The organism is Bradyrhizobium sp. CCBAU 25360 (assembly GCF_028128695.1).
GTDB classification, from domain to species: domain Bacteria; phylum Pseudomonadota; class Alphaproteobacteria; order Rhizobiales; family Xanthobacteraceae; genus Bradyrhizobium; species Bradyrhizobium ottawaense.
In genome coordinates this window covers 1-13,343 of sequence record NZ_LBJA01000042.1, presented here as the reverse complement: position 1 = coordinate 13,343, position 13,343 = coordinate 1, and the positions used below count along the sequence as shown (strand labels likewise).

Below are 13,343 nucleotides of genomic sequence, written 5' to 3'. Positions count from 1 at the left end.
CCACCCTACGGGTCCTCGTCGAATTGTCAGATCTTCCGCCCCGCCTGCTCCCAATAGGGATCGCGCAGGCGGCGCTTGAAGATCTTGCCGGAATCCTCGCGCGGCAGGCCGGTGCGGATCTCGATGTGCTTGGGCACCTTGTAGTCGGCAAGATGCGCCTTCAGCGCGGCGCGAACACCTGCAGCATCCAGCGTGACGCCGGCTTGCGGCTCCACCACCGCCATCAGCGCCTCGCCGAACTCGGCATCGGGGATGCCGAACACGGCGCAATCATGCACGCCTGATACGGCGTGCAGCACGGACTCGATCTCGGCGGGGTAGATGTTGACGCCGCCCGAGATCACCATGTCGCGCTTGCGGTCGCAGATGAAGACGTAGCCGTCCGCGTCGATATAGCCGACGTCGCCCGAGGTGATGAAGCCGTCGCGGTCGATCTCGGCGCGCTTCTCCGGTTTGTTGTGGTAGGTGAAATCGGCGAGATTGGTCATGCGCGAATAGATCTCACCGATCTCGCCGACGCCGAGCACGCTTCCGTCCTCACCAAGGAAGCGCAGCTCGGCGCCGGGCGAGATTTTGCCGACGGTACCGGGCTTCTTCAGCGCGTCCTCGGAGGTCGCGAACGTCACCGCGCTGGATTCGGTCGAGCCGTAGAATTCGTAGATCACCGGCCCCCACCATTCGATCATGGCGCGCTTGACGTCGGCCGGACAGGGCGCGGCGGCATGGATGACGTGGCGCAAGGAAGAGACATCGTACTTCCTGCGCACCGCCTCCGGCAGCTTCATCAGGCGGATGAACATGGTCGGCACCATGAAGATCGTGTCGATTCTGTAGTGCTCGATCAGTTCGAGGAATTCCTCGGCCTCGAAGCGCGGCATCAGCACCAGCGCGCCGCCGAGCTTGCCGGCGCGGATGCCGAAGGAATTCGGCGCGGAGTGATAGAGCGGCCCCGGCAGGATCGCGCGGGCGCCGGGCTTGAGCCCGTAGATCATCGCGCGCATGCGCTCGCCGGCGGCCTGCTGCTCCGGCGTCGGCGCGTTGCGCCGCACGCCCTTGGGGTGGCCTGTGGTGCCCGAGGTGTAGATCATGTTCATGGGCTGCGGCACGACCGGGCCATCATAGGGCTGGAACTGCGCAAGCCAGGATTCGAAATCGATGGCGAAGTCCGGCGTCTTCAGATGATCGGGATCGATCTTGTAGCTGGACAGGATCTCCGGCGGCGTCGGCACGCTGAGCACGGTGACGCCCTCAGGGATCGCATCGCGCAAGGCGTGCAGCATGTCGGCATGTCCGATCAGGACGGACGTGCCGGTGTCATCAAGGATGTAGTTGATCTCCTCCGGCTTGAAGTGCCAGTTGATCGGAACGCCATAGGCCCCGAGCCGCATCGCGGCGTAGGCGGCCTCCAGGAAGGCGATGTCGTTGCGCATCAGCATGCAGACGCAATCGCCTTGGCGGACGCCGATCTTGGCGAGGCCCGAGGCGATGCGGTCGGCGCGGTTGGCGACCTCAGTGTGGGTTCGGCGGCGCTCGCCGGAGACGATGCCGAGGAATTGGGGCGTTTCGCTCATTGTTGTTTTCCGATCTTTCGTCGGGTTGAAGGGCATCGAACCAACCACGATCGTCATTCCGGGGCGCGCCTCTTGGCGCGAGCCCGGAATCCATACTCCCGATCGTGGTTATGGATTCCGGGCTCGATGCTTCGCATCGCCCCGGAATGACAGAAAGCTAATCCGCATACTTCGCCGCGCGCTTCTCCAGATTGGAGCGCACCGCCTCGGTCTGGTTCGCGGTGCCGATCAGCTTCTGCTGCTCGACCGACTCCGCCAGCAGCGCCGGGCCCGGATCGACCGAGAGATTATTGAGCAGACGTTTTGCCGCGCGGATCGCATCGGGGCTCTTGCCGGCGATCTCGCGTGCGGTCCCCAGCGCCGCGGCGCGCGGGTCGTCGCAGATGCGCGTGGCGAGGCCATAAGCCATCGCCTCCTGCGCAGAGAAGATGCGACCGGTGTAGGTGAGATCGCGCAGGATGTCGTCGCGCACGAGGCTTGCGAGGATCGGCGTGCCCGCCATGTCAGGCACGAGGCCCCATTTGATCTCCATGATCGACATCCGCGCATCCGCCGAGAGGAAGCGCATGTCGGCGCCGAGCGAGAGCTGGAAGCCGCCGCCGAAGGCGACGCCGTGCACGGCCGCGATCACGGGAACCGGAAGCTGGCGCCAGCCCCACACCGCCTGTTGCGGGAAGTTCGCCTGGCCGTGCGTGCGCTTGGTGAGATCGCGATTTTCGCCACCCGGAATTCCGTTGCCGCCCTTCTCCTTCATGGCGGCAAAACGCCCCATGTCGAGCCCGGCGCAGAACGCGCGGCCTTCGCCTGAGAGCACGACGACGCGCACGCTCTTGTCCTTCGAAAGCCGGTCCGTTGCGGCGACAAGCGCCTCGAACATGGCCTGATCCAGCGCGTTCATCTTGTCCGCACGCACCAGGCGCACGTCGGCGACGCCTTCCGAGATCGAGATCGAGACGCGCTCTTCCATGGATGAATTCTCCCTTAGTTCTTGCCTGTTCTTGTTCAGTGCCGCTTTACAGGACGCTGGCGGCCGGATTTAGTCAATCGACCAATTAACTGACAATCCGTACGGGAGAAACAGCCATGTTCAAGGAAAATCTTCTCGCTGGACGGCGCATTCTCGTGACCGGCGGTGGCACAGGTCTCGGCAAGGCGATGGCGGCGCGCTTCCTCCAGCTCGGCGCCGAGGTGCACATCTGCGGCCGGCGCAAGATCGTGTGCGACGAGACCGCGACCGAGCTGATGGATCTGTATGGCGGCCGCGTCACCAGCCACGGCGTCGACATCCGCAACGCGCTCGCGGTCGAGGAGATGGTGGAGACCATCTTCCGCGACGCGCCGCTGACCGACCTCATCAACAACGCCGCCGGCAATTTCATCTCGCGCAGCGAGGAACTGTCGCCGCGCGGCTTCGACGCCGTCGCCAACATCGTCATGCACGGCACGTTCTACGTGACGCAGGCGATCGGCAAGCGCTGGATCGCCCTGAAGCGGCCCGGAAACGTGGTCTCGATCACCACGACCTGGGTGCGCAACGGCTCGCCTTACGTGGTGCCGTCGGCGATGAGCAAGTCGGCGATCCATGCCATGACGATGTCGCTCGCCGCCGAATGGGGCCGCTACGGCATCCGCCTCAACACCATCGCGCCCGGCGAAATCCCGACCGAGGGCATGAGCAAGCGCATCAAGCCCGGCGACGAGGCCGGCGCGCGCACCAAGGCGATGAACCCGATGGGCCGCGTCGGCACCATGGAGGAACTGCAGAACGTCGCCGTGTTCCTGATCTCCGGCGGCTGCGACTGGATCAACGGCGAGACCATCGCCATGGACGGCGCGCAGGCGCTGGCGATGGGCGGCAATTTCTACCAGCTCCGCGACTGGAGCGACGACGACTGGAAAACCGCGCGCGAGAGCATCATGGCGCAGAACGAGAAGGACCGGGCGAAGCGGGGGTGATGTCGCGTTGCAACGGGGTGGGGGTGTAAGGGGCTGACGCTCTACCCTCACCCTCAACTGTCGTCACCGCGAAGGCGGGGACCCATAACCACAGGGAGAGGTGCGAGGCGAGGCTGGTCACTCCGAGTCTTCGCCAAATCCTTGCTGCGGCGTATGGGTCCCGGATCTGCGCGCGCTTGGGGCGCGCTTGTCCGGGACGACAACGGGGCCACCTTGTCTTCCCCCGCGGATGACGCCACACTCCCGGGCATAAGAACAAGACGCCACGGGAGAAACATGTCCACACAGCCATTGGCAACTCTTGCCGACATGGTGCGCGAACGCGCCAAGAGCCGCGGCAACGCCATCGCCTACGAGTTCGAGGGCCGCCTCACCAGCTTTGCCGAATTCGACGCGAGGACCAACAAGGTCGCCAACGCGCTGATTGCGATGGGCGTGAAGAAGGGTGACCGCATCGCCTATCTCGGCAAGAACAGCGACCTCTATTTCGAGCTGCTGATGGGCGCGATGAAGGCCGGCGTGGTGACGGCGCCGGTGAACTGGCGGCTCGCGGGGCCCGAGGTCGCCTTCATCGTCGAAGATTGCAAAGCCGCGGTGCTGTTCGTCGGGCCGGAGTTCATCACGCAGGTCCGCCAGATCAGGGATCAGCTGCCGGGCGTGCGCACGGTTATCACCACCGAAGGCGGCGCGCCGGAATGGCAGGACTTTGCGGCGTGGCGGGATGCGCAGAGCGGCGACGATCCCGGGGTGCCGATCGACACGAAAGACATCGCGATCCAGCTCTACACGTCCGGCACCACGGGCAAGCCGAAGGGCGCGATGCTGAGCCACGCCAACTTCCTCAACCTCGTGCAATCAGGTAATGCCGAGGACAAGCCGGAATGGAACCGGTGGTCGACCGACGACGTCTCGCTGGTGGCCATGCCGGTCTTCCACATCGGCGGCTCCGGCTGGGGCGTGATGGGCCTCTATCACGGCGCCCGCGGCGTGATCGCGCGCGAGTTCGATCCGACCAAGGTTTTGGATTTCTTCGAACTATCAGGCATCACAAAACTGTTCATGGTGCCGGCGGCGATGCAGTTCGTGGTGCGGCAGCCGCGCGCCAGGACGGTGGACTTTTCACGATTGAAATACATGCTCTATGGCGCCTCACCGATACCGGCGGCGTTGCTGAAGGAGTGCATCGAGGTCTTCAAATGCGGCTTCGTGCAGCTGTATGGGATGACCGAAACCACCGGCACCATCGTCGCGCTGCCGCCGGAGGATCACGTCGAGGGGCTGGAGCGGATGCGCTCGGCCGGCAAGGCGCTGCCGGGTATCGAGCTTGCGATCCTCGACGTCGACGGCAAGCCGTTGCCGCCACGAGAGGTCGGCGAGATCGCGACGCGCTCGGGCTCCAACATGGCGGGCTACTGGAATTTGCCGGAGGCGACGGCGTCGACGCTGCGCAGCGACGGCTGGCTGCGCACCGGTGATGCCGGCTATATGGACGAGGACGGCTATCTCTACATCCACGACCGCATCAAGGACATGATCATCTCCGGCGGCGAGAACATCTACCCCGCCGAGGTCGAGAGCGCGCTGTGCGATCATCCCGACGTCGCCGAAGCCGCGGTGATCGGCGTGCCCGACGACAAATGGGGCGAGGCGGTGAAAGCGGTTGTCGTGATGAAGCCCGGCAAACAGGCGAGCGCCACCGACATCATCAACTTCACCCGGACGCGCATCGCCGGCTACAAGACGCCGAAGAGCGTGGAGTTCTTTCCGGCGCTGCCGAGGAATCCGAGCGGCAAGATTTTGCGGCGGCAATTGCGGGAGCCGTATTGGGCGGGGAAGGATAGAAGGGTGAATTGATCCCGCTGTCGTCCCGGACAAGCGAAGCGCAGATCCGGGACCCATAGCCCCAGGGAGAAGTTTGGCGACGACTCGGAGTTACCAGTTCGCGACAAACTTCTCCCTGAGGTTATGGGTCCCCGCGTACGCGGGGACGACTCGCGGAGAGAGAACGCGCGATAACAGTCAATGCTTCCCCGGCCCCATATAGCCGAACAGGAATCCCGCGACCTTCCGCATCTGGATCTCCTCGCTGCCTTCGGTGATCCGGTAGCGGCGGTGGTGGCGGTAGATGTGCTCGAACGGCTTGTGGCGTGAATAGCCCATGCCGCCGTGGACCTGCATGGCGCGGTCGGCGGATTCGCAGCAGAGGCGGTTTGCCCAGTAATTGCACATCGAGACGCGGTCGGAGAGCGTGCGCTCGATCTGCTCCTCGGTGAGCTGGTCCATCTCCCAGGCGGTCTTGCGGATCAGAAGGCGCAGCATCTCGGCTTGCGTGGCAAGCTCGACCAGCGGGAACTGGATCGCCTGGTTCTCGGCCAGCGCCCGGCCAAACGGTTTTCGCTCGCGCGCATACTTTACACTCTCGTTGATGCAATAGACCGCCGCGCCGAGCGAGCTCGCAGCCTGACGGATGCGGTTCTGGTGGACAAAGCACTGCGCCAGCGACAGGCCGCGGCCGACCTCGCCGAACAGCGCGTCCTCCGGCACGAACACGTCGGTGAAGCTGACGCGCGGATGATCCGTCGGCATGTTGAAGGTCCACATGTACTCCTCGACCTTGACGCCGTGGCTCTTGGCCGGAACCAGGAAGCAGGTGATGCCGCGGGCATCGCCGTCATTGCCGCCAGTGCGCGCAAACAGCGCGCAGTGCGTCGCGACGTGCATGCCTGTGGTCCACATCTTCTCGCCGTTGATGATCCAGCCCTTGACGTTGTCGCGGGTCGCGGGCACCGCGCGCGTCTCCATGTGGGTGGCGTCCGAGCCGTGATGCGGCTCGGTCAGGCCAAAAGTGATGCGGTACTTGCCCTTGATCGAGCCGTCGATCATCGCCTTCTGGTCGTCGCGGCCGTAACGGTCGAGCATGGTCACGACGGGGAAATTGCCGACGATGGAGTGCTCGTTCTGGAGATCGTTGTGCAGGCCGAGACCCTTCGCCGCAAAATGCTCGCGGATCACGGCCATCCAGAGGTTGGAGCCGTCCTTGCCGCCATACTGCCTGGATACCGGAAAGCGGAGATGCCCGGCGGCATCGGCGAGATCCTTGGCCTTGCGCAGCAGCGCCTCCCATTCATGGCGCGGCAGGCCGCCATTCTCGAAATCGGTGCGCGCCCATTCGCGGCGATGATCGAAGAAGCGGATGTTGTCGTCGGCCTCTTCCAGCGGCTTGATCTCGCGTTCGATGAAACGATCGAGCTCTGCGAGATAGGCGACGAGATCGGCAGGCAATGAGAAATCCACAGGTTCTCTCCCGGATTGATTTTATCGTTTTGCGTTAAGGCGCTAGGCGCGTTTCGGCTTCGTGCGATTAAGCTGAGAAGAGCGCGTGCAAGTCAAGCAAAGCGAGGCGTGTGACGCGCGCAAGGCGCATCAGCGCAATTCGATGGTGCTCCAGCGCCGACGCGCGGTAGTATGCGGTCAATATTCCTTGACGAGAAAATGCGGGAGCGCGCGATGGAGCTGAAATTCTCAAGAGTGGAACGCAAGGGGCCGGTCACGATCGTCACACTGTCGCGTCCCGAGGTCTACAACGCGCTGCACACCGACGCGCATTTCGAGCTGCAGAAGGTATTCGACGATTTCTCCGCGGATGCCGAGCAATGGGTCGCGATCGTCACCGGCGCCGGCGACAAGGCGTTCTGCGCCGGCAACGATCTGAAGTGGCAGGCGGCGGGGGGCAAGCGCGGCTGGGACAAGGGCGGCTTTGCCGGCCTCACCGCGCGCTTCGACTGCGACAAGCCTGTTATCGCAGCGGTGAACGGCGTCGCCATGGGCGGCGGCTTCGAGATCGCGCTGGCGTGCGACCTCATCATCGCCTCGGAGAATGCGACCTTCGCCCTGCCCGAGCCGCGCGTCGGCCTTGCCGCGCTCGCCGGCGGCCTGCACCGGCTGCCGCGGCAGATCGGGCTGAAGCGCGCCATGGGCATGATCCTCACCGCGCGCCATGTCAGCGCCAAGGAAGGTTTTGAGCTCGGCTTCGTCAACGAGGTCGTGCCGCAGGGCGAAGCGCTGTCGGGCGCGCTGCGCTGGGCGGACATGATCACCAAGAACTCGCCGATGTCGATCCGCGCGTCCAAGCAGGCGATCCAGAAGGGACTCGGCGTCTCGCTGGAGCAGGCGATCGAGGAACAGCGGGAGTATCCGGCGGTGAAGGCGATGGTGGCCTCGCAGGACTACATCGAAGGCCCGAAGGCGTTCTCGGAGAAGCGGCCGCCGAAATGGGTGGGGAAGTGACCGCGCTTTGCGCGGTCATTCCGGGGCGCGCCGACAGGCGCGAGCCCGGAATCCATCGGGCGGCAGAACGCGCGGATCAATGGATTCCGGGCTCGTCGCTACGCGACGCCCCGGAATGACGGGGCGCCGCCTACCCGCCCCGCCCCAGCTCACGCTTGTACGACGCGTAATTCGGCTGATCGACGGCGAGCTTGTCCATCGTGGTCGCCCACAGGTGCTCGGCAAGGCCCGGCGTTGCGAGGTCGACCTCGCCCTTGGCGATGCGCTCGGCGAGCGCGTGGTTGAGTTCGGTCACCGAGCCGTCGATGCCCAGCAGCGCGCGCAGGCGCGCCACTTCCTCAGCATCACTCCCCTCCTCCCGCGTCAGCTGTCGCGTGACGAGGTCGAGGATGTTGATGGCGACGCGCAGCTTGAAGGCCTGGTGACCGCTGATCAGCGGCGTGATGTCGTTGCGCAAGAAATCGGCGACCGATTTGGTCAGCTCGATCGGGGTCGGTTCGTCCTGCATGCGTCAGCTCCCGCGCGGCGCCAAGAGCCGCAACAGATCGATTTCGGTCTCGCTCGCGCGGCGGCCGATCATGGCACGTTCCATGGAATGGTCAGGTCCCTCGCGAAAGCGCTGCATCATGCCGCCGCACATGATGCCCCAGCGCAGCGTGCCCATCACTTCCCAGAATTTGACACGCACCGGATCGACCTTGCGGCCGGCAGCCTGGTAGCCCGCAAACAGCTCCTCGCGTGTGCCAAAACCGCCGACGGGCTTGTCGATCTCGCCGAAGCGCCAGGAGTTGACGCAGACCCAGCCGAGATCCTCCATGGGATCGCCGAGATGGGCGAGCTCCCAGTCGAGCACGGCGCGCACGCCATCGCGGCCGATGATGAGATTGCCGTTGCGGAAATCGCCGTGCACCAGCGTGGTTTCGGTCGACGGGCCGGGATCGTGGTCGCGCAGCCAGCGCAGCGCCAGCTCGAACACGGGCTTCGGCCAGTTCAGGCTGTGATAGTCGCGCTCGAACTCGGAAATCTCCTGGGTCGCCGACCTGCTGCGCAGCTCGGGCAGCCTGTCCTTTGGCAGTCGATGCAGGCCTGCGAGAATGCCGCCGATCTGCCGCGCCAGATGCGGCCGCGCGGCCGCATATTCGTCATCGCGAAGAATCTTGCGCGCGATGGTCTCGCCCTCGATCCGCTGCATGATGAAGCCGGTGCCGAGATCATCTTCCGGCACGAGCACATGCATTACCCGCGGCGACGGCACGCCGGCCTCATAAGCGAGCTGCATCAGCTGCGCCTCAGCCGCAAGGCCCGCCGCGCGCGTCGGCGCTGCGCCATACCCCTTCGGCGAGCGGCGCAGGATTGCGCCGATCACGCCATCGGGATGCGTGATGTCGAAGCGCCAGGTTTCCTGGCTGGCACCGCCCGACAGTTTGGCCGCAGAGGTCGCGCCGGTCGCGCCGTTGCACCAGCGTTGGACGCTGCGCGAAAGCTCAGTCTCGATCATTTGCCTTTGAACTGCGCGGGACGCTTCTCCAGGAACGCGCCCACGCCCTCGCGGAAATCCTGGGTGTCGCCGGCGCGGAGCTGGCACTGGAATTCGAGGTTGAGCTGATCCTCGAAGGAATTTTCGGGGCTGTCCCAATAGAGCTTGCGGATCAGCGACAGCGCCACCGTCGGGCCGCTGGCGAGATCGCGCGCGAGCTTCATCGCCTCCTCCATCAGCACACCGTCGTCATAGACGCGGTTGACGAGGCCCCATTCCAGCGCCTTCTCGGCCGGCAGCCGCTCGCCCATCAGCGACAATTCGATCGAGCGCGCCCGGCCGACGAGGCGCGGCAACAGCCAGGTCGAGCCGCAATCCGGCACGAGACCGATGCGGCGGAAAGCCTGCAGGAAGTACGAGGACCGCGCGCACAAAATCATGTCGCCGAGCAGCGCGAAGCTCATGCCGGCGCCCGCCGCCGGACCGTTGACCGCGGTGACGATCGGGCAATGCAGATTGCGAATGCGGCGCAGGAAGGGGTGAAAGCCGGTCTCCAGCGTCAGGCCGGCCTTGGTCTTCTTCGACTGGTTGTTGCGCCCTTGCAGATTGGCGCCGGTACAGAAGGCGCGGCCCGCGCCGGTCAGCACCACGCAGCGCACCTCATCCTTCTTCTCCTCGATCGCATCGAGCGCCTCGGCAAGACCGCCCAGCATATCCACGGAGACCGCGTTCATCACCTCCTGATGGTCGAGCCTGAGGACCGCGACCGAGCCATCGAAATCGAGCGTGACGTGTTTGAACTGCATGGTTTCCTCGTGAGTTGCGGCCTGCGTCAGTTTCGCAGACCGGAATTCGTTTTGTCGGGGCGCATATTTGATTTTTGGCGCGGTCTTGTCCATGGTGATCAGAGCATAGCAAGCAATCTTGCGCGCAGCGGCTGATGCGCCGCATCCCAAGATGTCTCGCCCAAAAACAGGAAACGCGGCATGAACCTTTTCGACCTCTCCGGCCGCGTCGCCGTGATCACCGGCGGTAATGGCGGTATCGGCCTCGGCATCGCGCAGGCGCTCGCCGGCCAGGGCTGCAATGTCTCGATCTGGGGCCGCAATGCCGACAAGAACAAGGCTGCGGCCGCGAGCATGGCGGGGCTATCAGGCAAGGTCGATGCCCGCGTCTGCGACGTCACCGATCCGGCCTCGGTCAACGCCGCGATGAAGGCGACGCTCGACATTTTCGGCCGGGTCGACGGCTGCTTCGCCAATGCCGGCATCGGCGGCGGCGGCCGGCGCTCCTTCATCGAGCGCACCGAGGACGAATGGCGCAGGATGTTTGCGACCAATCTCGACGGCGTGTTTCACGCGTTCCAGGCCGCGGCGAGACACATGACCGATCGCGCCAATGCCGGCGATCCCTTCGGCCGGCTGGTCGCGACCTCGAGCCTCGCCTCGATCTTCGGCACCGCGCGCAACGAGCATTATGCGGCAACCAAGGCCGCGATCAACGCGCTGGTGCGCGCGCTCGGCGTCGAGCTCGCCCGCCACGGCGTCACCGCGAATGCGATCCTGCCGGGCTGGATCAAGAGCGACATGACGTCGGGTCTCATGGCCAACGAAAAATTCGTCGCCAACGTGATGCCGCGGATTCCGGTGCGGCGCTTCGGCGAGGCATCCGATTTCGGCGGCATCGCGGTCTATCTGATGAGCAAGGCGTCGTCGTATCACACGGCCGATACGTTCGTGATCGACGGCGGCTATACGGCGTTCTGAGATTTCGCAGGGTGGGCGAAGGCGCTCTTGCGCCGTGCCCACCGTGAGCATTTTCGAATGTCGTGGTGGGCACGCTGCGCTTTGCCCACCCTACGGCTTCTCGTTTTGTCAGCGCAGAAGGGAATGGGCAAATGTTCTCACACATCATGATCGGCACCAACGACCTCGACAAGGCCAAGTCGTTCTACGACGACCTGCTGAGCACGCTCGAAGTGCGGCCGGCCAGGGTCGACGGCCACCGCATCTTCTACATCACCAAGACCGGCGTGTTCTCGGTGTCGAAGCCGATCAACGGCGAGCCGGCGACTTGCGCGAATGGCGGCACCATCGGCTTTGCCTGCAATTCACCGGAGCAGGTCGACAAATGGCATGCAGCCGGGATCGCGGCGGGCGCAAAATCGATCGAGGATCCGCCCGGCATCCGCCAGGGCCCCGGCGGCAAGCTCTATCTCGCCTATTTGCGCGACCTCGACGGCAACAAGATCTGCGCGATGCATCGGATGCCGAGCTGAGCTACACACTCGGTGTCGTCCCGGCGAAAGCCGGGACCCATAACCACAGGGAGAAATGAGGGCACGAAGCTCTCAACTCCGAGTCATCGCCAAACCACTCCCTGTGGCATCGCGACGAGCGCCAAGCGCTCGCGCGGAGGTCCCGGATCTGCGCTTCGCTTGTCCGGGACGACACCGGCGAGGGAGCGCCGCCCTCCACGCCATTCAAACAACATTTCAAACGACCCAGCGATATTCCATCGCGTGGCATGGCTGCGCGTGAAAAATGCGCGCTCGCACTTTGGCCGCGCTGCGACTATTCTCGTGACCAGAACGATCTCAGCGTCCCCGGGAGGAACAATGACAAAACACACCTATATTCCCCGCACCACCAACTACACCCTCAACCCCGGCGACGAGCTCAACGACCTCCGGATGTCGGACCAGGTCCGGCCGCTCTATGATCACGTCAAGAAGTTCATCCGCGACACCGTCGAACCGATGTCGATCGAGTTCGCCAAGGCGGGCGAAGGCAAGGAGGATCGCTGGAGCTTCACGCCGAAGCAGCTCGAGGTGCTGGAAAAGGCCAAGAACAAGGCCAAGCAGGAGGGCCTCTGGAACTTCTTCCTGCCCGACGATGAGACCGGCCAAGGCCTGAAGAATCTCGATTACGCCTATATCGCCTCCGAGCTCGGCAAGAGCCCGCTGGCGTCCGAGAGCATGAACTGCTCGGCGCCCGACACCGGCAACATGGAGGTGCTGGAGCGCGTCGGCACCAAGGAGCAGAAGGAGAAGTGGCTGAAGCCGCTGCTCAACGGCGAGATTCGCTCGGCCTATGTCATGACCGAGCCGAACGTCGCCTCCTCCGATGCAAAGAACATCTCGACGACTGCAAAGCTCGTCGGCGACGAATGGGTCATCAACGGCGAGAAGTATTACATTTCCGGCGTGGGCGATCCCCGCTGCAAGATCCTGATCGTGATGGTGAAGACCAATCCGGACGCGGCGCCGAGCAAGCAGCAGTCGCAGATCCTGGTGCCGCGCGACACGCCCGGCGTCGAGGTGCTCGGCCCGATGTACGTGTTCGGGCAGGACCACGCCCCGCGCGGCCACATGCACATGCGCTTCAACAATGTGCGCGTGCCCAAGGAGAACATGCTGCTCGGCGAAGGCCGCGGCTTCGAGATCTCGCAGCTCCGCCTCGGCCCCGGCCGCATCCATCACTGCATGCGCACCATCGGCAAGGCCGAGAAGGCGCTGGATCTGATGGTGCAGCGTGGCCTCACCCGCGAAGCCTTCGGCAAGAAGATCGCCCATCTCGGCGGCAACATGCAGATCATCGCCCAGGCGCGCTGCGAGATCGAGGCGATGCGGCTGATGGTGCTGAAGGCGGCCAAGGCGATGGACGTGCTCGGCAACAAGGAGGCCCGCGTCTGGGTCTCCATGGTCAAGGCCATGGTGCCGGAGCGCGCCTGCAAGATCATCGACCAGGCGATCCAGATGCACGGCGCTACCGGCATCTCGCACTGGACCCCGCTCGCCGAGATGTATCAGGACGTCCGCCATCTGCGCTTTGCGGATGGCCCGGACGAGGTGCACTGGATGGTTGTGGGACGCCACGAGCTGAGCATGGCGTGATCAGATGCCGTAGGGTGGGCAAAGGCGCTTCGCGCGCCGTGCCCACCATCTCTCTGTTGCAAGAAGTGCGTGGGCACGCTTTCGCTTTGCCCACCCTTGTATTAGCGCGCCGGATTAGAATGGCCTCGTTCCGTGAGGAATGGCCCAGCCCGGGTGG

General features: G+C 64.5%; 12 protein-coding genes. 6 read left to right on the top strand and 6 right to left on the bottom strand.

Annotated features, from left to right (window positions below; translation table 11 throughout):
* Window positions 1-26: 26 nt before the first annotated feature.
* Window positions 27-1,571: an acyl-CoA synthetase gene (locus XH81_RS24290; protein ID WP_097668823.1), complete on the bottom strand. Its 1,545-nt coding sequence runs from the start codon at window positions 1,569-1,571 to the stop codon at window positions 27-29.
* Window positions 1,572-1,728: 157 nt separating this feature from the next.
* A complete protein-coding gene (locus XH81_RS24285; RefSeq protein WP_097668800.1) occupies window positions 1,729-2,538 on the bottom strand; it encodes a crotonase/enoyl-CoA hydratase family protein in 810 nt (269 codons plus the stop codon).
* Window positions 2,539-2,654: 116 nt separating this feature from the next.
* On the opposite strand from XH81_RS24285, the gene XH81_RS24280 reads away from it, so the two are divergent.
* Entirely contained in the window at window positions 2,655-3,527 is an 873-nt protein-coding gene (locus tag XH81_RS24280; RefSeq protein ID WP_028143262.1) for an SDR family oxidoreductase, read from the top strand.
* A 276-nt stretch (window positions 3,528-3,803) separates the two neighbouring features.
* Window positions 3,804-5,381, top strand: a complete 1,578-nt coding sequence (locus tag XH81_RS24275; RefSeq protein WP_097668799.1) for a fatty acid--CoA ligase — start codon at window positions 3,804-3,806, stop codon at window positions 5,379-5,381.
* Window positions 5,382-5,546: 165 nt separating this feature from the next.
* Here the strand turns inward: XH81_RS24275 and XH81_RS24270 are convergent, their stop codons facing one another.
* The gene (locus tag XH81_RS24270; protein WP_097668798.1) at window positions 5,547-6,821 is read right to left on the bottom strand and encodes an acyl-CoA dehydrogenase family protein; all 1,275 of its coding nucleotides are present in this window, start codon (window positions 6,819-6,821) and stop codon (window positions 5,547-5,549) included.
* Between the two features lie 213 nt (window positions 6,822-7,034).
* Between XH81_RS24270 and XH81_RS24265 the strand changes: the two genes are divergently transcribed.
* Window positions 7,035-7,814: an enoyl-CoA hydratase-related protein gene (locus XH81_RS24265; protein ID WP_038947741.1), complete on the top strand. Its 780-nt coding sequence runs from the start codon at window positions 7,035-7,037 to the stop codon at window positions 7,812-7,814.
* 130 nt (window positions 7,815-7,944) lie between these two features.
* Here the strand turns inward: XH81_RS24265 and XH81_RS24260 are convergent, their stop codons facing one another.
* From XH81_RS24260 to XH81_RS24250, 3 genes are read right to left on the bottom strand one after another with little or no spacing between them, the layout of a single operon-like run.
* The gene (locus tag XH81_RS24260; protein ID WP_028143266.1) at window positions 7,945-8,322 is read right to left on the bottom strand and encodes a DUF6285 domain-containing protein; all 378 of its coding nucleotides are present in this window, start codon (window positions 8,320-8,322) and stop codon (window positions 7,945-7,947) included.
* Between the two features lie 3 nt (window positions 8,323-8,325).
* On the bottom strand, window positions 8,326-9,312 hold the full coding sequence (locus tag XH81_RS24255; RefSeq protein WP_028143267.1) for a phosphotransferase family protein: 987 nt from the start codon (window positions 9,310-9,312) through the stop codon (window positions 8,326-8,328).
* On the bottom strand, window positions 9,309-10,097 hold the full coding sequence (locus tag XH81_RS24250; RefSeq protein ID WP_038947737.1) for an enoyl-CoA hydratase/isomerase: 789 nt from the start codon (window positions 10,095-10,097) through the stop codon (window positions 9,309-9,311). The genes XH81_RS24255 and XH81_RS24250 overlap by 4 nt, the downstream gene beginning before the upstream one ends.
* A 180-nt stretch (window positions 10,098-10,277) precedes the next feature.
* On the opposite strand from XH81_RS24250, the gene XH81_RS24245 reads away from it, so the two are divergent.
* From XH81_RS24245 to XH81_RS24235, 3 genes are all read left to right on the top strand, one after another.
* On the top strand, window positions 10,278-11,057 hold the full coding sequence (locus XH81_RS24245; protein ID WP_028143268.1) for an SDR family NAD(P)-dependent oxidoreductase: 780 nt from the start codon (window positions 10,278-10,280) through the stop codon (window positions 11,055-11,057).
* A gap of 131 nt (window positions 11,058-11,188) precedes the next feature.
* Complete coding sequence (locus XH81_RS24240; RefSeq protein WP_028143269.1) at window positions 11,189-11,569, top strand: VOC family protein; 381 nt, start codon at window positions 11,189-11,191, stop codon at window positions 11,567-11,569.
* A 339-nt stretch (window positions 11,570-11,908) separates the two neighbouring features.
* On the top strand, window positions 11,909-13,186 hold the full coding sequence (locus XH81_RS24235; protein WP_028143270.1) for an acyl-CoA dehydrogenase family protein: 1,278 nt from the start codon (window positions 11,909-11,911) through the stop codon (window positions 13,184-13,186).
* The last annotated feature ends 157 nt before the right edge of the window (window positions 13,187-13,343 follow it).

What these genes read in the sequence shown, in the direction of transcription:
- XH81_RS24290 (WP_097668823.1), bottom strand. Translation starts at nt 1,571, where the DNA reads ATGAGCGAAACGCCCCAATTCCTCGGCATCGTCTCCGGCGAGCGCCGC.
- XH81_RS24285 (WP_097668800.1), bottom strand. Translation starts at nt 2,538, where the DNA reads ATGGAAGAGCGCGTCTCGATCTCGATCTCGGAAGGCGTCGCCGACGTG.
- XH81_RS24280 (WP_028143262.1), top strand. Translation starts at nt 2,655, where the DNA reads ATGTTCAAGGAAAATCTTCTCGCTGGACGGCGCATTCTCGTGACCGGC.
- XH81_RS24275 (WP_097668799.1), top strand. Translation starts at nt 3,804, where the DNA reads ATGTCCACACAGCCATTGGCAACTCTTGCCGACATGGTGCGCGAACGC.
- XH81_RS24265 (WP_038947741.1), top strand. Translation starts at nt 7,035, where the DNA reads ATGGAGCTGAAATTCTCAAGAGTGGAACGCAAGGGGCCGGTCACGATC.
- XH81_RS24260 (WP_028143266.1), bottom strand. Translation starts at nt 8,322, where the DNA reads ATGCAGGACGAACCGACCCCGATCGAGCTGACCAAATCGGTCGCCGAT.
- XH81_RS24255 (WP_028143267.1), bottom strand. Translation starts at nt 9,312, where the DNA reads ATGATCGAGACTGAGCTTTCGCGCAGCGTCCAACGCTGGTGCAACGGC.
- XH81_RS24250 (WP_038947737.1), bottom strand. Translation starts at nt 10,097, where the DNA reads ATGCAGTTCAAACACGTCACGCTCGATTTCGATGGCTCGGTCGCGGTC.
- XH81_RS24245 (WP_028143268.1), top strand. Translation starts at nt 10,278, where the DNA reads ATGAACCTTTTCGACCTCTCCGGCCGCGTCGCCGTGATCACCGGCGGT.
- XH81_RS24240 (WP_028143269.1), top strand. Translation starts at nt 11,189, where the DNA reads ATGTTCTCACACATCATGATCGGCACCAACGACCTCGACAAGGCCAAG.
- XH81_RS24235 (WP_028143270.1), top strand. Translation starts at nt 11,909, where the DNA reads ATGACAAAACACACCTATATTCCCCGCACCACCAACTACACCCTCAAC.